The sequence below is a fragment of the Pseudomonas sp. TE12234 genome (genome assembly GCF_054061835.1).
The window spans coordinates 51,495-73,077 of record NZ_JBSSEP010000017.1; the positions used below are offsets into that span (position 1 = coordinate 51,495).

General features: G+C 60.5%; 16 protein-coding genes. 10 read left to right on the forward strand and 6 right to left on the reverse strand.

What is annotated here, in order from left to right; all coding sequences use genetic code 11:
- Positions 1-29: 29 nt before the first annotated feature.
- The gene (locus ACVWYU_RS23070) at positions 30-2,552 is read right to left on the reverse strand and encodes a TcfC E-set like domain-containing protein (RefSeq protein ID WP_457373752.1); all 2,523 of its coding nucleotides are present in this window, start codon (positions 2,550-2,552) and stop codon (positions 30-32) included.
- Positions 2,553-2,659: 107 nt separating this feature from the next.
- Positions 2,660-3,145 carry a CS1 type fimbrial major subunit gene (locus ACVWYU_RS23075; protein WP_457373753.1) on the reverse strand — a complete coding sequence of 162 codons (486 nt, stop codon included), beginning with the start codon at positions 3,143-3,145 and terminating at the stop codon, positions 2,660-2,662.
- Positions 3,146-3,646: 501 nt separating this feature from the next.
- On the opposite strand from ACVWYU_RS23075, the gene ACVWYU_RS23080 reads away from it, so the two are divergent.
- On the forward strand, positions 3,647-4,222 hold the full coding sequence (locus tag ACVWYU_RS23080; RefSeq protein ID WP_247257982.1) for a PadR family transcriptional regulator: 576 nt from the start codon (positions 3,647-3,649) through the stop codon (positions 4,220-4,222).
- Positions 4,219-5,004 (forward strand): siderophore-interacting protein, encoded by a 786-nt coding sequence (locus tag ACVWYU_RS23085; protein ID WP_457373754.1) that lies wholly within the window; start codon positions 4,219-4,221, stop codon positions 5,002-5,004. The genes ACVWYU_RS23080 and ACVWYU_RS23085 overlap by 4 nt, the downstream gene beginning before the upstream one ends.
- 100 nt (positions 5,005-5,104) lie before the next feature.
- Here the strand turns inward: ACVWYU_RS23085 and ACVWYU_RS23090 are convergent, their stop codons facing one another.
- Positions 5,105-5,737 carry a Pr6Pr family membrane protein gene (locus ACVWYU_RS23090; RefSeq protein WP_457373755.1) on the reverse strand — a complete coding sequence of 211 codons (633 nt, stop codon included), beginning with the start codon at positions 5,735-5,737 and terminating at the stop codon, positions 5,105-5,107.
- Between the two features lie 14 nt (positions 5,738-5,751).
- Entirely contained in the window at positions 5,752-5,982 is a 231-nt protein-coding gene (locus ACVWYU_RS23095; RefSeq protein WP_007985772.1) for a VF530 family protein, read from the reverse strand.
- 367 nt (positions 5,983-6,349) lie between these two features.
- On the opposite strand from ACVWYU_RS23095, the gene ACVWYU_RS23100 reads away from it, so the two are divergent.
- From ACVWYU_RS23100 to cmoB, 7 genes are all read left to right on the forward strand, one after another.
- Positions 6,350-7,732 carry a carbohydrate porin gene (locus tag ACVWYU_RS23100; RefSeq protein WP_457373756.1) on the forward strand — a complete coding sequence of 461 codons (1,383 nt, stop codon included), beginning with the start codon at positions 6,350-6,352 and terminating at the stop codon, positions 7,730-7,732.
- Positions 7,733-7,943: 211 nt separating this feature from the next.
- Positions 7,944-10,355: a glucose/quinate/shikimate family membrane-bound PQQ-dependent dehydrogenase gene (locus ACVWYU_RS23105; protein ID WP_457373757.1), complete on the forward strand. Its 2,412-nt coding sequence runs from the start codon at positions 7,944-7,946 to the stop codon at positions 10,353-10,355.
- Positions 10,356-10,662: 307 nt separating this feature from the next.
- Positions 10,663-13,080 carry an endopeptidase La gene (lon, locus tag ACVWYU_RS23110; RefSeq protein ID WP_090316635.1) on the forward strand — a complete coding sequence of 806 codons (2,418 nt, stop codon included), beginning with the start codon at positions 10,663-10,665 and terminating at the stop codon, positions 13,078-13,080.
- 216 nt (positions 13,081-13,296) lie between these two features.
- The gene (locus ACVWYU_RS23115) at positions 13,297-13,689 is read left to right on the forward strand and encodes a protease inhibitor I42 family protein (protein WP_090316632.1); all 393 of its coding nucleotides are present in this window, start codon (positions 13,297-13,299) and stop codon (positions 13,687-13,689) included.
- 2 nt (positions 13,690-13,691) lie between these two features.
- Positions 13,692-14,327, forward strand: a complete 636-nt coding sequence (locus tag ACVWYU_RS23120) for a lysoplasmalogenase (RefSeq protein ID WP_457373758.1) — start codon at positions 13,692-13,694, stop codon at positions 14,325-14,327.
- 205 nt (positions 14,328-14,532) lie between these two features.
- Positions 14,533-15,312 (forward strand): carboxy-S-adenosyl-L-methionine synthase CmoA, encoded by a 780-nt coding sequence (gene cmoA, locus ACVWYU_RS23125; protein WP_174552466.1) that lies wholly within the window; start codon positions 14,533-14,535, stop codon positions 15,310-15,312.
- Positions 15,309-16,265: a tRNA 5-methoxyuridine(34)/uridine 5-oxyacetic acid(34) synthase CmoB gene (cmoB, locus tag ACVWYU_RS23130; RefSeq protein WP_390958923.1), complete on the forward strand. Its 957-nt coding sequence runs from the start codon at positions 15,309-15,311 to the stop codon at positions 16,263-16,265. The genes cmoA and cmoB overlap by 4 nt, the downstream gene beginning before the upstream one ends.
- 134 nt (positions 16,266-16,399) lie before the next feature.
- Here the strand turns inward: cmoB and tadA are convergent, their stop codons facing one another.
- Both tadA and ACVWYU_RS23140 read right to left on the reverse strand, forming a co-directional pair.
- Positions 16,400-16,897, reverse strand: coding sequence for a tRNA adenosine(34) deaminase TadA (gene tadA / locus ACVWYU_RS23135; RefSeq protein ID WP_103405798.1), 498 nt, complete (start codon positions 16,895-16,897; stop codon positions 16,400-16,402).
- Entirely contained in the window at positions 16,897-18,273 is a 1,377-nt protein-coding gene (locus ACVWYU_RS23140; protein ID WP_457373759.1) for a multicopper oxidase family protein, read from the reverse strand. Before ACVWYU_RS23140 ends, tadA begins: the two co-directional genes overlap by 1 nt.
- Positions 18,274-18,461: 188 nt before the next feature.
- On the opposite strand from ACVWYU_RS23140, the gene ACVWYU_RS23145 reads away from it, so the two are divergent.
- On the forward strand, positions 18,462-21,464 hold the full coding sequence (locus ACVWYU_RS23145; RefSeq protein WP_457373760.1) for a membrane-targeted effector domain-containing toxin: 3,003 nt from the start codon (positions 18,462-18,464) through the stop codon (positions 21,462-21,464).
- Positions 21,465-21,583 lie beyond the last annotated feature (119 nt).

Here is a 21,583-nt window from a genome sequence, read left to right on the forward strand (position 1 = left end):
CTCGTCAATCAATCACTTCAAACTGCTCATCAACCCGCTGACTGGGCCATAGAATTTGCGTCTGCCACCGTATCGGGCGTGCACCGCAAGTCGCCGATCATCAACACATCGTTTTCGATTCGCCCACGGCTGGTGTCCAGGCGGAACTGACATAGCAGTTGCTCGCCGTGCCGGACTTCGAGGGTCGGTGAACCGGCGATCATTTCCATGGAAAAGAACCCGTCCACTTCACTCACCCCACGGCTGGCGTGGTTGATGACGTGGTGGCCCTTGAGCGGTTTGCCTTGGGGGTCGATCAAACGGCCGAGAACGGTCAGGGATTTGCTGACGGTGATCTTGCGGTAGTCAACACCGCCCTTGTTCAAGTGATAGCGAGAGCGAGGCGGCATGATGCTTGCGGCCGGCGGGTGGTTGCCTTCGAAGTCGAAGCTCACCGAACTGTTTTTGTAGGCGGTGATCGGGATGAAATTGCGCCCCGGTCGCAGGCTGGCGCTGCCGCCGCTCAAGTCGTCGGCACGCAAGACAATGTCATCGAGGTCGGACTCGACGTCGACAATCATCCCGGCACCGGAACCATGATGCTGGCTGGTCATGACGATGCGTTGGCCGCCCACGGCCACTGTGCTGTCGAGGTTCAAACCGCCGGTGAGGTTGTCATTGAAAGAGGAGCGTTGAACGAAGACATCGCCATTGATGGCGTCATTGCTGAAATTCGCCATGCCGGAAAGACCGACCCCGTAGGTATCGGTAATCGCCGTGGCCGATACGTTTTGCAGCACATGGTCTTGCAGGTCCTTGCGATAGGTCAGCGAGGCGTTATTGTCGCGGCCACCGTCACGTGAAGTGCGTGTACCGATGCTGCCCGACCACTGCTCGCCCGGCCCGCCGAGCGCCAGGCTGACGCTCAGGTCGACACCTCTATTACGCTTGTCGCCACTGCTGTTACTGCCGGGACGATCGAACACCGAGAAGCGCCAATTGGCATCGCTGCCGAACAGGTTGCCGCGCTGAGTCCAGCCGAGGTCGACGCCAACACCTTCGATATTGCCATCGCTGTGGGAAACACGACCGTTGATCGAGCTTCTGCTGCTCACCCGATGACTCACCGATAACGACGTGGTGCTGGTCTGGCCGACAAACACATTGCGCTGACGCACCCGCGTGCCGTCGGGCAGGGTTTCGTAAGTGTTGGTGGTGTCCAGCCAGCTACGGTTATGGGTGGCGAATACGCTGCCGGCGCCATAGTTGTACATCGCTTGCAGGTCCATACCGGTGCCGTGGTCTTCGGTCTGATAGACGTTGGCAAACAGGCTGGTGTTGTTCGCCAGGGTCCAGTCGACCGAGGTGCCGTATTGCATCTTGTCTCGCACCTGGCGTCCCGACACGCCGAGGATTACCCGAGGGTGCAGGAGGAAGTTGACGGCGGCGCCGGCGGTCATGTCGCCATAAGCCTGCTCGTCCCAGTTGCTGAGCAACTTGCTTTCCTGGCCGGCGAACAGGTTATAGCGCCAGCGGCTGTCCTGATTGCGCCAGTTGGTGGGTTTGTATATCAACTCTTGGGTTGTGGAAGTGATCTGACCGTCTTCGATCAGGCGCACCTCCACTTCGTAGATCCCGCCTGGCAAAGGGCGTGTATCGAGCGTTTGCAGGCCGGCGTCCACCGGTTGGGTATTGATCAGCAGACCGTTGCGAAAGATCTCCACCGAGGCCTGACGGTTGGCGGTGACGTAGATCGGATAAACGCTGGGCTTCGGGCTGTCGATGGCCAGGCTGTCGGAGCTGCCGTACATTAGGCCTGCCGCCGTATCGGGGCTGGCGCCGAACGAACGCGGCTGACGGCTCAAGCCCTCGGAGTTGGGGGTGAAATAACCCAGGCGCAGGAAGCTGCCTTCGAGTTCACGCTGGGTAAAAAGCTCGTGCACCGCGTGGTAGAGCTTATCGTCCGGACCACCCAAACGTGCCAGTTGCATGTTCAGGCTTTGGGTCCAGTTGCCCAGGCTGCTGCTGGCTTCCAGGCCATAGCGTCCGCCGAGGTCCTGTTCCTGGCCACCGTTGAGGTTCAACTGATTGCGCACGATCAAGCCGGTACTGCCGCCTTCGGGCAAATCGTAATACCGTTTGGCCTCCGAATTGCGTTCGGCGTTTTCGGTGGCAATCGACACCAATGAACTCTGCAGGTTGTAATGCACGGCCAGCATCTGCTCTGGACAACTGCCTTCGCACGCACCAAGGGCGACGCCTTTTTTTAAGTAAGCCGCCCAGATTTCACGTTCGCTGGCAGAAATACGGCTATCGCCAACATCGGTAAATTCGAGCAGGGTAATTCGATCATCGCGAGATAACACAATCATCGCCTCACCCAGAAATTGTTGATCAAGCTCCACCCGAACAGCCAATGGAACATCAAAGAAATGCTCTTCGAAGTCCGCCGGCAAACCTTTCGCCTGAGTAAGTAAGCTTCGGGGAGTAATGGCGTTATTAGCGGGCGCTGCCAATGCGCTGGTGCACAAAAAAAGCGCGAGCGCAGCCGCGATGGGAGTCATCGGGAACATGATCGGAATACTCTGATTACATAACAAACCGACGCCAACCAGCCATCGTTCAATGGCTGGATGGCAGACGTTTAAACAACGATTGCTTTATAAGAGCATTAGATCAATCACGGCTTCAGAACAGGTTCGAACACCACCGCGAAACTACCAGCGTAATCACCGGTTTGAGTGGCGGTCGGGGTGGCTGCCTTGATTCTCAATGTACGCTGCACACCGGCAACCGACTCGGTCTCGTTGACGATTTCCTTTGTATTTTCGTCCAGTACGACGCTGCCAACAGTGACGGTCAACGGAATGCTGTCACGACCGTTATACAGCGCCACATCACCTTCCGTCAGAGCATTGATGGCACCTTTCGGATCTGTGTGCTTCAAGTTGAAGATTGCATCTACGGTGGTCAGATCGCCACTACCGAGTTGCGTCATGACTTCATCTTGGCCGAAGTTTGGATTTTGCGGCGCCACATTGAAAAGAGAGGTGGGAATAAACGCCCTCACGTTAATCGAGGTTGAAATCGGCTCCACGGCAAACGCCATGGAAGAACTCAGTGCCAGAACAGCCAGAGGAGCAGCGAACGCGATTTTCTTGAACATCTTTCAGTACCTGTCTTTTAAAAAGGATTAACGCAGAAAGTTCAAGTTGAGCAAAACCGTCACGAGCAGCTATTTGCTCAGCTGAACTTTCAACGCCGAAAGATGATCGATCAATTTATCTGGAAAGTAAGCAGGAACGTTCCTGCAAGTGCGTAGCCAAAGTGCTATCAAGGCAGAAAGAAAAAAACCGATATTATTTAAAATGGAATGTCTTACTGTAAGAGAAATACTACAAATCGCACACTAACGAAAATGACTCGCAGATACTAACGAAGTTGCTTCTGTAAGACCAGTACCACAAGTCCCGCCTTTTAAAGGCCAAACCATAACATTAGAGAGTTAACACTAATTTAAACTTTTTCACCCGTTTTGGTCACACTTTTTTTGCGGGCTTGGCGGGCTCATCGGCTCGACGCTCGGGACGGCCACTGATCGAGGGGGCTTGCCTTTTTCTTAAGATATATCTTAAGTTGTATCTAAACACGACGAGAGAAAGCACAAATGAGAGACCATCATTCCCCCCACCGCGAGCACGGCGATGGCCGCGACGGCTTCGAGAAACGCCCCGGCCGCGAGCGCGGTGGCCGCGGTCCACGGGTCTTCGCCCCCGGCGATCTGAAATTGCTGTTACTGGCACTGATCGCCGAACAGCCTTGCCACGGTTACGACCTGATCCGCCAGATCGAAGGCATGTTCGACGGTGCCTATAGCCCAAGCCCCGGCGTGATTTACCCGACCCTGACCTTTCTGGAAGAGAGCGAAATGATTCAGGGCGACGCTGAAGGCGGGAAAAAACGCTATTGCGTGACCGATGCCGGGCGTCAATTCCTGGCCGAGCAAGCTGTTGCCCTTGAAGGTGTGCGAGTGCGCATCGATGTCAGCAAACGCTCCCTGCGCGGCCATGATCGTCCGCCCGAAATCCACGAGGCGGTGCACAACCTGCGCCACGCCCTGCAACTGCACCACGGCCGCTGGAGCGCGGAAGAAATCCGGCGTGTCGCCGCCCTGCTCAACGACACCGCCAAAGCCATCGTCGACGGCCCTGCCGTTCAAGCTGTCCAGGAGAAAGCCGAATGACTGAAGTGGTTACCCAAGGCATTCATCGCGTCATGCACGAAATCAAACGCCGTCGCCTGGAGGTGTTGCGGGTGGTCGACCTGACGCCGCGCATGCGCCGGATCACCCTGGGCGGGCCCGAGCTGGCGGGTTTTGTCAGCCTCGGCACCGACGATCACGTCAAACTGTTGTTCCCGCAGAACGCGGCGGAACAGGCCGCGCTGGAAACCCTGGTGCTCGGCGCCGGCAAAGGCGATGGGCCGATGCCAGCCATGCGCGACTACACCCCGCGTCGCTATGACCTGGATACGCTGGAGCTGGACATCGACTTCGTGCTGCACGGCGACGGCCCTGCCTCGACCTGGGCCGAACAGGCCAAACCGGGGCAGTTCCTGCACATCGGCGGGCCCCGCGGTTCGATGATCGTGCCGGACATGTTCGACAGCTATCTGCTGATCGGCGACGAAACCGCCCTGCCCGCCATTGCCCGGCGTCTTGAAGGCTTGCCGGCGAACCGGCGCGCGCTGGTGATCGTCGAGGTGGAAAACGGCAAGGAGCAGCAAGTGCTGCAGAGCGCTGCCGAGGTCAACGTGATCTGGGTACTGCGCGAGGGTGGCAAGGACCATTTGCTGAGCACCGTGCGGCAGATCAAGGTGCCCACTGGCAGCCTGTATGCCTGGGTCGCGACCGAGACCAAGGTGTCACGACAGATCCGTCGGGTGTTGCTCGATGAGCACGGGCTGGACGAGCAGTTTGTCAAAGCGGTGGGTTACTGGCGGCTGGATAACACTCTGGATGACTGACCGGCTTCTGTGGGAGCGGGCTTGCCCGCGATAGCGGATTGGCAGGCACTTAAAAGGCGTCTGTCAGGCCGTCATCGCTGGCAAGCCAGCTCCCACAGGGTTAACGCCGTCGATCCAGGCTAACCATCAACAACGCAATCAACACAAACCCCGCCAACAATCCCCCGGCATTGATGAACACCTGTGGATAACCCAGCTTCTCCACATCAATGAACGGATAGGGATAGACCGCCAGCACATGCCCGCGCCACAGCGAATAGCCGAAGTACAGCAGCGGATAAATCACCCACCACGCGATGTGCCCCAGCCGCAACCGGCCCTTGGGCACACACCACCACCAATACACCAGAAACAGCAGCGGCATGACGTCGTGCAGCAGCTCATCGGCCAGCCATTGCCAGCCTTCGGGGTGCCACAAATGGCGCAGCAACAGGTTGTAGGCGATGCCGACCACGGCGATGCTCACGGCAATGCCGCTACTGACCGACGGCTGCAGAAACCAGCGCCGCGCCGCTGACTCTCGGGACGTCAGTTCACAGGTCAGGACTGTCGCCACCAATGTGTTGCTCAGTACGGTGAAGTAGCTGAAAAAACTCATCAGCCCACCCAGCAGGCTGGCGCCGAGGGTCCACCGCGAGTAGAAAATCAGGTACATCTGGATACTCAATCCGGCCCAGCCCAGGACCGCTGCCACGGCAACGAAATGACGACGCGCGCCTGACCCGGTCGCCATCGGGTTGACCCTGTTCAGAGCGGGCGCTTGGTGCGCATCAGTTTCACGTAGAGGCGCTCGACCTTCTCCCGCGCCCAGGGGGTTTTGCGCAGAAACGTCAGGCTCGACTTGATGCTCGGGTCACTCTTGAAGCAGCGAATATCAATACGCTCGGCCAGTCCCGACCACTCGTAGTGTTCAACCAGGGCGTTGAGGATCTGTTCCAGGGTCACGCCGTGCAGCGGGTCAGTGTTGTGTTCGGTCATGCCGGGCCTTCAAGCAGAGTGAGGATTGGAAGCCGCGCACCTTAGCCGAGGGCTTCTTCGGGTGGAAGCGATCTATCAAATGTAGGTGATCCTGGGATCTTGGGATCCTGTGTGCGAGCTTGCTCGCGATAAACGCAATGACACCGCAGGGCATCTGGTTTTACGCGTTTTCGTTCAAGTCCATCGCGAGCAGGCTCGTTCCAACAATTGTTACCGAATCCGAAAGAATTCATCTCAACAAAGCGCTTTCTCTATTTGTAACAGAACATTATCCTTGCGCCCGCCTTAGCTGAAACGCTTCCGCTAATTCGCATCACGCCCTGCTGATTCCGATTATTCCCAGAAAAAGATCAAGAATTCCCCCTCTATGCCTGATTTCAAACTTCCGAAAGACAGCGCTGTCTTAATGCCTGTTGCCTGCCGAAAAGCCCTGAACCTGATCGGCGGATTGACCGTGATGAGCCTCGCCACCTGCGCCCAGGCCGCTGCGGCCTTTGATGGCGACTCACCGTGGATGCTCGGCGACTGGAACGGCACGCGTACCGAACTGGCGGAAAAAGGCTACGACTTCAAACTCGATTACACCGGCGAAATGGGCAGCAACCTGCACGGCGGCTACGACCACGATCGCACTGCGCGCTACAGCGACCAATTCGGCCTCGGTACGCATCTGGACCTGCAGAAGATCCTCGGCTGGAACGACGCCGAATTTCAGCTGACCGTGACCGAACGCAGCGGCAACAACATCAGCAACGACCGGATCAACGATCCGCGGGTCGGCGGCTTCACCTCGGCCCAGGAAGTCTGGGGCCGTGGCCAGACCTGGCGCCTGACGCAGATGTGGTATCAGCAGAAATTCCTCGACCAGGCACTCGACATCAAGGTCGGCCGCTTTGGCGAGGGCGAAGACTTCAACAGCTTCCCTTGCGACTTCCAGAACCTGGCGTTCTGCGGCTCCCAGGTCGGCAACTGGGCCGGCGGCATCTGGTACAACTGGCCGGTCAGCCAATGGGCCATGCGGGTCAAATATCACCTGACGTCCGAGCTGTACGCGCAGGTCGGTGCCTATGAGCAAAACCCGTCGAACCTCGACCGCGACAACGGCTTCAAACTCAGCGGCAGCGGCACCCAGGGCACGGTCCTGCCGGTGGAACTGGTGTGGACGCCGAAGCTCAACGGCCTGCCCGGCGAATACCGCGCCGGTTACTACTACAGCAGCGCCAAGGCCACCGACGTCTACAAGGACAGCAACGGTCAGCCCGCAGCCCTGAGCGGCGAGGCCTACCGCAGCGCGTCAAGCAAGCACGGTGTATGGCTCGGCCTTCAGCAGCAGGTCACCAGCGTCGCCAGCGATAACACCCGCGGCTTGAGCCTGTTCGCCAACGGCACGATGCACGACAAGAAAACCAACGCCATCGACAACTACGTCCAGGCCGGCCTCGTCTACAAAGGCCTGTTCGATGCCCGTGCCAAGGATGACATCGGCTTCGCCCTGGCCCGCGTCCACGTCAACCCGGCGTACCGCAAGAATGCCGAGGCGACCAATCAGGCCCATGCCGTTTTCGACTACGACGACCCGGCCTTCCTGCCGCCCCAGGACACCGAATACAGCGCCGAACTTTATTACGGCGTGCACGTCACGAACTGGCTCACCGTGCGCCCGAACCTGCAGTACATCCGCCATCCCGGTGGCGTGGACCAGGTCGACGACGCGCTGATTGGCGGGATCAAGGTCCAGTCGTCGTTCTGACCAGTGCCACAAACCCTGTAGGAGCGAGCCTGCTCGCGATGGTCGTCAACGATAACGTTGGTTGCCTGACACCCCACGTAGTTCTCGGGTCCATCGCGAGCAGGCTCGCGCCTACAGGGATCACCGTTTTTATCTGAACCATGCCCGCGCGGGATCGTCATCTACAGTGAACTGACGCGGGACTACTTGAAACGTCACGGAGAATCACACTATGAGCACTGATGGTGCCTTGGGTCGAAGCCGGATATGGCCGACCCTGCTCGGCATACTGCTTCTGCTAATGGGCCTGGCCATGCTGGCCGGGGGAATCAAGCTGAGCATGCTCGGCGGCTCGCTGTACTACCTGCTGGCCGGTATCGGCATCGCGCTGACCGGCGTGCTGCTGATCGCCGCCCGTCGCGCCGCACTGGGCCTGTACGCGCTGGTGCTGTTCGCCAGTACGGTGTGGGCCTTGTGGGAAATCGGCCTCGACTGGTGGCAACTGGTGCCGCGTCTGGCACTGTGGTTCGCCCTGGGCGTGGTGATGTTGTTGCCGTGGTTCCGTCGTCCATTGCTGCGTGACGGCCCCGCGACACTGGGCACCGGTGCGTTGAGCGTGGCCGTGGTGCTGGCCGGTGCGACCGCCCTTGCCAGCCAGTTCACCCACCCCGGTGAAGTCTTCGGCGAGCTGGGCCGCGACAGCGCCGACATGACCAGCACGGCACCAGCCATGCCCGAAGGCGACTGGCAAGCCTATGGCCGCACCGAATTCGGTGATCGCTACTCGCCGCTCAAGCAAATCACCCCCGGTAACGTCGGCAAGTTGCAGGAAGCCTGGCGTATCCGCACCGGCGACCTGCCGACCGCCGATGACCCGGTGGAACTGACCAACGAGAACACGCCGCTCAAAGCCAACGGCATGCTCTATGCCTGCACCGCCCACAGCAAGGTACTGGCGCTGGACCCGGACACCGGCAAGGAAATCTGGCGCTTCGACCCGCAGATCAAGAGCCCGGTGGGCTTCAAGGGTTTCGCCCACATGACCTGCCGTGGCGTGTCGTACTACGACGAAGCGGCCTACGCCAAGTCGGAAAACGCCGCATCGGCCGTCATCTCCGAGGCCGGCAAAGCGGTGGCCCAGGCTTGCCCGCGTCGTCTGTACCTGCCAACCGCCGACGCTCGCCTGATCGCACTGAATGCCGACACCGGCAAGGTCTGCGAAGGCTTCGGCAATAAGGGCGTAGTGGACCTGACCCAGGGCATTGGCCCGTTCACACCGGGTGGCTACTACTCCACCTCGCCGGCCGCGATCACCCGTGACCTGGTGATCATGGGTGGCCACGTCACCGACAACGAGTCGACCAACGAGCCGTCCGGCGTGATCCGCGCCTTTGATGTGCGCGACGGTCACCTGGTGTGGAACTGGGACAGCAACAACCCGGACGCCACCGAGCCTTTGGCACCGGGTCAGATCTACAGCCGCAACTCGGCGAACATGTGGTCGCTGGCCAGCGTCGACGAAAAACTCGGCATGGTTTACCTGCCGCTGGGCAATCAGACGCCCGACCAGTGGGGCGCGGACCGCACCCCTGGCGCCGAAAAATTCAGCGCCGGCCTGGTCGCTCTGGATCTGGCCACCGGCAAGGTGCGCTGGAACTACCAGTTCACCCACCATGACCTGTGGGACATGGACGTCGGCAGCCAGCCAACCCTGCTGGACATGAAGACCGCTGACGGCGTGAAACCTGCGCTGATCGCGCCGACCAAGCAAGGCAGCCTGTATGTCCTTGACCGTCGGGACGGCACGCCGATCATTCCGATCCACGAAATCCCGGTCCCGCAAGGCGCCGTGAAGGGTGACCACACCGCACCGACCCAGGCCCGTTCGGAACTGAACCTGCTGGCCCCGGAACTGACCGAAAAAGCCATGTGGGGTGCCAGTCCGTTCGACCAGATGCTGTGCCGCATCCAGTTCAAGCAACTGCGTTACGAAGGCCAGTACACTCCGCCGTCGGAACAGGGCAGCCTGATCTATCCGGGTAACGTCGGCGTGTTCAACTGGGGCGGCGTGTCGGTCGACCCGGTTCGCCAGATGTTGTTCACCAGCCCGAACTACATGGCCTTCGTCTCGAAGATGGTGCCACGCGCCCAAGTCGCGGCCGGCAGCAAGCGCGAGAGCGAAACCGCTGGCGTGCAGCCGAACACCGGCGCCCCGTACGCGGTGATCATGCACCCGTTCATGTCGCCTTTCGGCGTGCCGTGCCAGGCGCCGTCCTGGGGTTACGTGGCCGGTATCGACCTGACCACCAGCAAAATCGTGTGGAAACGCAAGAACGGCACCAGCCGCGACAGCTCGCCGCTGCCGATCGGCCTGCCCCTGGGCGTGCCAAGCATGGGCGGCTCGATGGTCACCGCCGGCGGCGTCGGCTTCCTCAGCGGCACCCTGGACCAGTTCCTGCGCGCCTATGACGTCAACACCGGCAAGGAACTCTGGAAGTCGCGCCTGCCGGCCGGCGGCCAGGCGACACCGATGACCTACACCGGCAAGGACGGCAAACAATACGTGCTGCTCGTGGTCGGCGGTCATGGTTCGCTGGGGACCAAGATGGGCGACTATGTGATTGCGTATAAATTGCCGGAATAAGATTTAGCGGCAGTAAAACGAAAGGCGACGCCCGTGAGGACGTCGCCTTTTTTTGTGGCCGCAGATTTCAAAACACCACACGCCCCCTGTGGGAGATTGCTCGCGATGGTGTGTCAGCTACGTTGGTGTCAACTGACACTCCATCGCGAGCAGGCTCGCTCCCACAATTGACCGCGCAAAGCCGTGGTTCAGCTAACCTGAATCCCTGCTGAATACACCTTGGAATGACCGGTTAATGCCCAGGCATCATTGAAACCACCGCCAACCTGCCCCATCTAAGACCCATACCCATTGCGCAGGTGCCCAAATGAGCGACCAGCAAGAATTCCCCGAAGACCCGAGCGAATACGCCGATCCGGAAAACGCGACCCATCACTCCACTGGTAAAGGCCTCGCCCTGCCTGGCCAGAACCTGCCGGACAAGGTCTACATCATCCCGATCCACAACCGACCGTTCTTCCCGGCCCAGGTGCTGCCGGTGATCGTCAATGAAGAACCCTGGGCCGAAACCCTCGACCTGGTCGCCAAATCCGATCACCACTCCCTGGCCCTGTTCTATATGGACACGCCCCAGGAAGACCCGCGTCATTTCGACACCTCGGCCCTGCCGCTCTACGGCACCCTGGTCAAGGTGCATCACGCCAGCCGCGAAAACGGCAAGCTGCAGTTCGTCGCCCAGGGCCTGACCCGCGTGCGTCTGAAGACCTGGCTCAAACACCATCGCCCACCATACCTGGTGGAAGTCGAATACCCGCACCAGCCCACCGAGCCGACCGACGAGGTCAAGGCCTACGGCATGGCGCTGATCAATGCGATCAAGGAATTGCTGCCGCTCAACCCGCTGTACAGCGAAGAGCTGAAGAATTACCTCAACCGCTTCAGCCCCAACGACCCATCGCCTTTGACCGATTTCGCCGCCGCCCTGACCTCGGCCACCGGCAGCGAACTGCAGGAAGTGCTCGATTGCGTACCGATGCTCAAGCGCATGGAAAAAGTCCTGCCGATGCTGCGCAAGGAAGTCGAGGTTGCGCGCCTGCAAAAGGAAATTTCCGCCGAAGTTAATCGCAAGATCGGCGAACATCAGCGCGAGTTCTTCCTCAAGGAACAGCTCAAGGTCATCCAGCAGGAGCTGGGGCTGACCAAGGATGACCGCAGCGCCGACCTCGAACAGTTCGAACAGCGCCTGGTGGGTAAAGTCCTGCCGGTGCAGGTGCAGAAGCGCCTCGAAGAGGAAATGAACAAGCTGTCGATCCTCGAGACCGGCTCGCCGGAGTACGCCGTCACCCGCAATTACATCGACTGGGCGACCTCGGTGCCGTGGGGCGTGTACGGCGAGGACAAACTCGACCTCAAGTACGCCCGCAAGGTGCTGGACAAGCACCATGCCGGCCTCGAAGACATCAAGGACCGCATTCTCGAATTCCTCGCAGTCGGTGCCTATAAAGGCGAGATCAGCGGCTCAATCGTGCTGCTGGTCGGGCCGCCGGGCGTGGGCAAGACCAGCGTCGGCAAATCCATCGCCGAATCCCTCGGCCGGCCGTTCTACCGCTTCAGCCTCGGCGGCATGCGCGACGAAGCCGAGATCAAGGGCCATCGCCGCACGTACATCGGTGCGCAGCCGGGCAAACTGGTGCAGGCGTTGAAAGACGTCGAAGTGATGAACCCGGTGATCATGCTCGACGAGATCGACAAGATGGGCCAGAGCTACCAGGGCGACCCGGCCTCGGCGCTGCTGGAAACCCTCGATCCGGAGCAGAACGTCGAATTCCTCGATCACTACCTCGACTTGCGCATGGACCTGTCGAAGGTGCTGTTCATCTGCACCGCCAACACCCTGGATTCGATCCCCGGGCCGTTGCTTGACCGGATGGAAGTGATTCGCCTGTCGGGCTATATCACCGAAGAAAAAGTCGCCATCGCCAAGCGTCACCTGTGGCCCAAACAGCTTGAGAAGGCCGGTGTATCCAAGGGCAGTCTGAGCATCAGCGATAGCGCGCTCAAGGCATTGATCGACGGCTATGCTCGCGAAGCCGGTGTGCGCCAGCTGGAAAAAAACCTCGGCAAACTGGTGCGCAAAGCGGTGATCAAGCTGCTCGACGACCCGAATGCGGTGATCAAGCTTGGCCCCAAAGACCTCGAAAGCTCGCTCGGCAAACCGGTGTTCCGCAACGAGCAAGTGCTGTCGGGCACTGGCGTGATTACCGGGCTGGCCTGGACCAGCATGGGCGGCGCCACCCTGCCGATCGAAGCGACGCGCATCCACACCCTGAACCGTGGGTTCAAACTCACCGGGCAACTGGGGGATGTGATGAAAGAGTCCGCGGAAATCGCCTACAGCTACGTCAGTTCCAATCTGAAGTCGTTTGGCGGTGATCCGAAGTTCTTCGACGAGGCTTTCGTGCACCTGCACGTACCGGAAGGCGCCACCCCGAAAGACGGCCCGAGCGCCGGCGTGACCATGGCCAGCGCGCTGCTGTCGCTGGCGCGCAACCAGCCACCGAAAAAAGGCGTGGCAATGACCGGTGAGCTGACATTGACCGGGCACGTGCTGCCGATTGGCGGGGTACGCGAAAAGGTCATCGCGGCGCGGCGGCAGAAGATCTTCGAGTTGATTCTGCCAGAGGCCAACCGGGGTAATTTCGAGGAGCTGCCGGAGTACCTGAAGGAAGGCATTACCGTGCACTTCGCCAAGCGGTTTGCGGATGTGGCGAAGGTACTTTTCTGATAGCCCTGTAGCGACTGTTTGATTGCATTCGCGGGCAAGCCCGCTCCCACAGGATTTTGCGGTGAACACACAATATGTGAGCACCGCTGAACACTGTGGGAGCGGGCTTGCCCGCGAAGGCGTCCTCCCTGCCACCACATCCTTCTGCGACTGTCACACCCTGTCTCATCTCAGTTATGCTCGCCGTTCGTCGTGAACGCCGGAGCCATTGACCTTATGTCCCCCACCCGCCTGTTTGTCCCCCTCGCCCTCGCGCTGTTGGCCGCCTGTGCCACTCAACCGAAGCAGAATGTGACCGTGGAAAAACAAAGCGAATGCCCGGTGAAACTCGCCAACGGGCAAAACCTGATCCTGACCCTGCCGAGCAACCCGACCACGGGTTACCGCTGGGCCATTCAGGATTCGGCCGGCGGCGTGTTGCGTGCGCTCAGCCCCGAGGTCTATACCAACCCGGAAGATGCCGGGGTGGTCGGCGCGGCCGGGGTTTCCACCTGGCGCTTTCAGGCCTTCGCCACCGGGACCGGGCGTTTGCGCCTGACTTCACAACAGCCTTGGGCACCGGAAGTGCTGCCGGTGGACTCTTTCGACTGCAGCATCTCGGTTAACTGACCGTGGGCTGGCTGATTCTGGCGCTCATGGGCGCAGTGACGTTCCTCTACGGCCTGAGCGTGCACGCCGCGCTGCTGTGCCTGCTGGTCAAGCCGCTGCCGGTCCTGGCGCTGCTCGGCTGGTTGCACGACGCGCCACCGAGCGAATATCGGCGCTGGATCAGCCTCGGCTTGATCTTCTCCCTGCTCGGCGATGTGCTGCTGGCGTGGCCGGGGGATTTGTTCGTGTTCGGCCTCGGGGCGTTCCTGGTCGCGCATCTGGCTTACTTGAAAGCGTATTTGAGCGATTGTCGGCGCCTGGCCGTATTGCCGCTGATCCTGGCCATGGGTGTCGGCGCCGTGTTGCTGGGGATTCTGATTTCTCATGGACTTGGGCCGTTGCTGATCCCGGTGATCGTCTATGGCCTGGCCATCAGCACCATGCTCTGGCGCGCACTGGCCCGACTCGGCACCGACGTGCCCAAGCGCTCGGCGCTGCTGGCTGCCGCTGGCGCCGTGGCGTTTGTGTTTTCCGACAGCGTGATTGGCATCAGTCGCTTTGTGGTGCCGTTCGAAGCCGCGCCGTATGTGATCATCCTCAGCTACTGGCTGGGGCAATGGGGCATTACCGCCTCGGCGTTCACCCAAAACAAACGCTAACCCCTGTGGCGAGGGAGCTTGTCGGATCGCCGCACCGTCCCGTTCGGCGGCGCAGCCGTCGTAAATGCGGCTGATGAAGTAGTCCTGATAAAACAAAGGTGAATGGTTTGAGGGCCGCTGCGCAGCCCAGCGGGAGCAAGCTCCCTCGCCACAAAGCCTTCGCTTTATCAGACAACCCGCGCATCCCCGCGCCAACTTGGCTAAAATGCCGGCCTTTTCCACCTACGCCGCTGGAACCGCCGTGAGCAAAGAACCCGATCGCCTTTTCGCCCAGCCTTTGGCCCAGGTGCCTGACTTCGCCTTCAACGAGGACGTGGTGCGGGTGTTCCCGGACATGATCAAGCGCTCGGTGCCAGGTTATCCGACCATCGTGGAAAACCTTGGTGTGCTCGCCGCGCAGTTCGCCCAGCCCAACAGTGTGCTCTATGACCTGGGTTCGTCGTTGGGTGCCGTGACCCAGGCCCTGCGTCGCCACGTGCGTACCGACGGTTGCCGGGTGATCGCTGTGGATAACTCGGCGGCCATGGTCGAGCGCTGCCGCGAGTACCTCAACGGCCAGGACTCGATGTTCCAGGAGTTGCTGCCGGTGGAAGTGATCGAAGGCGACATCCTCGCCCTCGACTTCCAGCCAGCCTCGGTGGTGGCGCTGAACTTCACCCTGCAATTCATCGCTCCGGAACACCGCACGGCATTGCTGTCGCGCATCCGTCAGTCGCTGCTGCCCGGCGGTGCGCTGATCCTCTCGGAAAAACTGCGCTTCAACGATCCCGAAGAGCACGCGTTGCTCACCGATCTGCACATCGCGTTCAAACGCGCCAACGGCTACAGCGAACTGGAAATCGCCCAGAAGCGCAGTGCCATCGAAAATGTCATGAAGCCCGACAGCCTCGAAGAACACCGCGAACGCCTGCTGGCCGCCGGGTTCTCGAAAGTCGTGCCGTGGTTCCAGTGTCTTAACTTTGCCTCGTTGATTGCCTTGCCATGATTGATCTGTCCCCTCTCGCCCGCCGTCTGGCGGGCACACCGCTGGCCGACTGGGCCAACACCCTGCAAGCGCAACTCGACAAGAAAATGGAAAAGGGTCACGGCGACCTGGAGCGCTGGCAAAGTGCGCTGGACGCCCTGCCGAAACTGCAGCCGAGCGAAGTCGATTTGCTCAACGGCTTGACACTGGACACCGATTGCGACGATGCCACCCGCGCGCAGATGCGCACGGCGTTGATGGGCCTGTCACCCTGGCGCAAAGGGCCGTTCGACCTGTTTGGCGTGCACGTCGACACCGAATGGCGCTCGGACTGGAAATGGTCGCGGGTGGCTCCGCACCTGGACCTCAAGGGCAAACGCATCCTCGATGTCGGCTGCGGCAACGGCTATTACATGTGGCGCATGCTCGGCGCCGGCGCGGACAGCGTGATCGGTGTCGACCCGAACTGGTTGTTCTTCTGCCAGTTCCAGGCCGTGCAGCGTTACCTGTCCGAGCCGAATGCCTGGCACCTGCCCTTCCCCTTCGAAGACCTGCCGCCGAACCTGGAAGGCTTCGACACGGTGTTTTCCATGGGCGTGTTCTACCACCGCCGCTCACCGATCGAGCATTTGCTGGCGCTGAAGGATTGCCTGGTCAAGGGCGGCGAACTGGTGCTGGAAACCCTGGTGGTCGAAGGCGACAAACACCAGGTGCTGGTGCCGGAAGACCGTTATGCGCAAATGCGCAACGTGTGGTTCCTGCCCTCGGTGCCGGCGCTGGAATTGTGGCTGCGCCGCGCCGGGTTCAGCGATGTGAAGTGCGTGGACGTGAGCGTGACCACGGTCGAGGAACAGCGCGGCACGGAGTGGATGAAGTATCAGTCGCTCAGTGATTTCCTCGATCCGCACGATCACAGCAAGACCATCGAAGGGCTGCCGGCGCCGATGCGGGCTGTGATTGTCGCGAAGAAATAAGCCGACCTCAAAAACGCAGCAAAAACCTGTGGGAGCTGGCTTGCCAGCGATGGCGTCGGCACATCAAACATTGATGTCGACTGATCTACCGTTATCGCTGGCAAGCCAGCTCCCACAGGGTTTGATGTTGTCCTTTATTCAGCGGGTTTGGCGCGCCGCGCCTTGAAAAACTCGCTCAACACCGCGCCACACTCCTCGGCCAACACCCCACCCTCATACAACACCCGGTGATTCAAGAAGCCCTGGGTGAAGAACTGTCCCTGGCTCTGCACGATTCCGGCTTTGGGCTCCAGCGCGCCATACACCACCCGCGCAATCCGCGAGTGCACGATCAGCCCGGCGCACATGCTGCACGGCTCCAGGGTCACGTACAGCGTGCTGCCCGGCAGGCGATAGTTGCTCACGGCCTGGGCGGCGGCGCGGATGGCGACCATCTCGGCGTGGGCGCTCGGGTCGTTGCCACTGATCGGGCAGTTGAAGCCGCGCCCGATGATTTCGCCGTCCTGCACCAGCACCGCGCCCACGGGCACTTCGCCCAATGCGGCGCCCTGGGCGGCCAGGGCCAGGGCTTCACGCATGAAATCGCGGTCACGGCTACGGTCGATGATGGCGGCGGGACGTATCTGACGCATCAGGCCACCTCGATCGCGGCCATCAGGCCGGTTTCCATGTGGTCGATCACATGGCAATGGAACATCCACACGCCCGGGTTATCCGCCACCAGTGCCACTTGCGCGCGCTCGTTCTTGCCCAACAGGTAGGTGTCGGTGAAGTACGGAATGACCTTGTGCCGGTTCGAGGCGATGACTTTGAAGCTCATGCCGTGCAGGTGGATCGGGTGCTGGTATTGAGTCATGTTTTTCAATTCGAAGATGTAACTCTTGCCCTTCTCGAGCCTGGCAATCGGCCGGTCGGCGCAGGTCTTGTCGGTGATGTCCCAGGCCTTGCCGTTGATCTGCCACAGGCTCGGCGGCTTGCCATTATCGACGTTTACCGACACCGAGCCCACCCACTCGAAATTGAAGTTGAGTTTCTCGGCATTGGCCAGATCCGGTTCGGCCACCGGGTTGGCGGGCAGCGCGGGTGGCCATTCGGTCGGCGCATCGGTATTGGCCACAGAGCGCAACGTCGCCAACCGTACAGGGCCGTTGCGCAGCGACAACTCTTCGCCGACCGGTGGCGCCTTGATCGCCAGGCAAATGCGCATGCCGGGGCCGAGCCAGTATTCCTTGCCGAGCGGGCGCGGCTCGACCGGGTTGCCATCCAGCGCATAGATCTGCGCTTCGACACCGGGGATGTTCAGACGATAGGTCAGGGTGTTGTCGAGGTTGAGCAGGCGCACGCGGGTGATCTGGCCGGCGGGCAAATCGATCACCGCTTGCGGGACACCGTTGATGGTCGAAAGACGCCCCGCCGTGCCGCCACGGGCCGCCTCGCGAGGAACGCTGAACGCGACGAAAGCACCCTTTTCATCGACGTGCCAGCTCTTGAGGCTCAAGGTTTTTTCATACTTGAAACCGGTCGGCTCGCGCTCTTCGATGATCAGCGGGCCAACCAGGCCACGGCCGAGCTCTTCGCTGCTGTTCACATGGGGGTGATACCAGTAGCTGCCGGCGTCCGGCACGCGGAATTTGTAGTCGAAGTATTCGCCCGGCAGCACCGGCAGTTGCGAAACGTAGGGCACGCCGTCCATTTCCAGCGGCAGGCGGATGCCATGCCAGTGAATGGTGGTGGCGACCGGCAGGTGGTTGATGAAGCGCACCCGCAGCCATTCGCCCTGACGTACCCGCAGCTCGGTGCCCGGCGCCGACGGGCCGAACGCCCAGGCTTGGGTTGTGTGTCCCGGCACCAGCTCGACGTCCAGCGGTGCGGCGATCAGCTCGTAGTCGTGGCCCGCCTCGGCGTCAGCCCTCTTGCCCAGCCAGTAGCGCGACGCGCCCCCCGCCCCCACGCCAACCACTACAAGACCGGCCAGACCACCGAGTATTTGTCGACGGGTAAAGGACATGTACTCAACTACCTCACGTATCAGCTTCGGGCCCTGGGCCCGCAAAAGGCGAATACGATACACCTGCAATTGCGAAACAGTAAGGGTGACGTGTGCCCGCACATCCACCGAGGGCATAACTATGTAGTGCACATGCCTTGGGTGAACGGGGCATCCTGCGCTCCCGTCTTCTCAAGGAAAGAGAGTGCATGAACCTCAACGAAACACGCCCGCTGCCCAATGCCGCCGATAAAGCGGCGCTCAAGGCCATTGCTACCCGGATAATCCGGACCTGCCCCGGCCTGCAGGACACGGCCCACGAGGTGGCCAGTGACCTGCTGAAAAAGTCCGGCATCACCGGTCTCGATCCGGATCAGGTCTACTTCCACCGTTTCGACGCCTCCCAAAGCAGTTCGAAGGCCTTTACCGGCTGGGAGCACGTCCACGCCACGCCGACGTCCTCCATGACCCTGACGCAGTTGGTCATCCACCGCTTTCGCACCAGCGACCAGGACAACGCCGACCTGCTGGACGTCTATGCGGGCTTCTATACCGCCGGCGCTAACGCCGGGACCTACAATGAAACCAACGAAGTGCGCCTGCATGGCAACGAAGTGCTCAAGGCATTCTGGAGCCTCGATTTCAGTTCGATGTACCGCGAGCGCCTGTTCACCTTCTGGAACACTTGCGCCGATGACTTCCGCACCCTGGCCAAATGCAATTTCCTGATCCAGGCCGTGAAGGCCAGGGACGCGCGCCAGCTGAGCGACGAAGACTTTCAATTCGTCACCCATGCCGTAATGGGGCCGATCACCTGGCCGGTGGATCTGACGCAGCTGCAGGCACGGCATCCTTGTGCCGACAATGTCAGGACCCTGGACGTCGACGGTCACGTCGCCACCAACATCCTTCGTTTTGTCTCGCCCAGCGGCCGCCAGATTGTCTACCTGCCCGGTGAAGCCGTCGCCTTCAAGGTGCTGGAAACCGCGACGGACATGCATTACTGGATACTGCAGGAAATGAACGAGGAAGCCGCGCGCCAGACGTTCATGACCCACTTTGCCCTGGCCGATCGCCAGACCATCGCCGAGCACATCACCGATATCATGAACAGGCTGGTCAGCACCTGGGGCCAATACGACCATCATCTGATCAACAAAGAAAATCGCAGCGTCAGCGGCGATGCCTTCAGTTGGCTGTGCCATTCGAGCAAGAACGCCATGTTCGCCGAAGCCGAACTCTCCCTGACGTCCAATGGCGATCTGCGCAAGAAACTGTGGATCGGTTACCTCAGCGCCGGCTTGAAAGTATTCGGCCCCATGGCGGTGGTCGGTTGGCCGGTTGCCCTGCCGCTGGTCGGCGCCAGTATCGCCAGCATGGGGTTGAACATCGACCAGGCGGTTAACGGAAAAACCGCCGTGGAGCGCAAGGCCGGCATTCTTGGCGCCGTGCTGGGCAGCATCGATTTGCTGTTCAACCTCCTGCTCCTCAAAGGGCCGGGATCACTGGAGGAAATCGCTCCGGGCAACCTCGATGAGCTCAAAGAGGCATTGGTTACCGAGGACTTGAAGCCCGTGGGCTTGCCCACCGAACCGCCCATTGAACTGGACTCTTCCTTGTCTGAAACGTCGCAGCCCATGGAAATTCCCAAGCACTGGCAAGCCAATGAACTGCTCGAAGGTCGAACACCGATGAGTGAGTCCGGGCAATACCAGGGCATTTATCAACTCGATTCCAACCCTTCCACCGCCATCATGCTGGAAGACATCGCCTACTACGTGCGCTATGAAGCCGACCCCAACGGCAGCGGGACCTGGGCCATCATTGATCCGGAAAACCCGCACGCGTTTTCAGGATCGCTGCCTGTGCGTCTCAATGCCCAGGGCGAGTGGGAGCTGGCACCTCGATCCGGACTCAAGGGCGGCGGCAACCGGCATCCGGGATCGTCGCAATCGCCTGCGCCTGCACCGGGGCCTGCTTCTGTCCAAGAGCCGGCACAGCCCATCCTGCGCAGCCCCTCCACGCAATACGATAACGTTAACCGGTACCGTTTCAGGCAACTGGCGCTGGGTGAAACTGAAACCCATATCAAAGTCGTCCGTCAGCCAGATGGAAGTTTTCGCGGACTGAGCACCTACGAGGAGTACATCGCAGCCCCTCGCGCCAAGCTTTCACAGGACGCGCGTCTGTTCTTCGCTCACGACGGTTTCGCCGCTTCGCTACCACCGCGCCCTGAGCTGCCTGCCGTGACGCCAGCCACCACTGCCGAACAATTGATTACGAAGGTCTTTGAAGCGGCCCCCGGCCTGGTCATCGGCGAAAGCCAGGACCGCATCGCCAGCATGCGGTTTCTGATCGAGAACATGCCGGTCCTGGCCCGACAGGACGTCAAGACGATCTATTTCCATCGCCTGCTCAACGATTTCAACCAAGCGGAACTCGATCAATTCTTCAAGACCGGGTCAATGCCAAGCGATCTGGAAGCGTATTTGCAAAAGCTGCAAAGCGATCCCTCCGGACGCTTCACCCCACTCGAAGTGGTCAAGGCGGCTCAACAAAACGGTATTCGAATTCAGGCAACTGACTGTCTGGCCAGTTACCGCTACCCCGGCGCACCGCTTCCCGACATGCATGAGCAAGCCATCAAGACCTACCTCACCCACACCCTGATGCAGACCGACAAAGCGCTCAATGGAGCGAGCAAATGGGTGGTGCTGACGGATCAGGAAAACATCAATACCTTTCGCGGTATGCCTGGCATCAGCGAAATGCAGGGCGGTATCGGATTGCGCATCGAAGAGGTGTTGCCGGAAGAAAGCCTGCTGATTGAACAGGATCGAGGCATCGAGGTGGGTCGTGGCTTTGCCACTCAACCCGAATCCACCGAGGGAAACTTTGACACCCTGCACGCAGACTTGAGCCTGCAGATGCCACTGCCGTTGCTCGAAAGGACGCCAGAGGAACTGAGCCGGATGCTGTTCAGGCAAGGCATGTTCACGTTTGAGAAGTCGAACGGTAACTGGACACTGATTCATCGCAGCAGAGACCGCCAGGTGGTCCGAACCCTGGTAGAGCGGACGGTTGATGGCAACTACCTGATCAATCGCCCCGCATGGACCGAAGTGCATCAGGTGCCCTACGCCAACATCACAGAGCTGTCCTGGGGCCTCAGCCGCATGGGCATGCACCTTGAAGGCCGGTTGCCGTTGTAACCCCTCGGCTGCTTCGCTGGAGGACTCTGCCACTGAAATGCAAGAAGCCCCCGATCTCGCGATCGGGGGCTTCCTTTTTGTCACTCTCGTTTTGAGCCTGGGTTTACCGGCTCAAACTC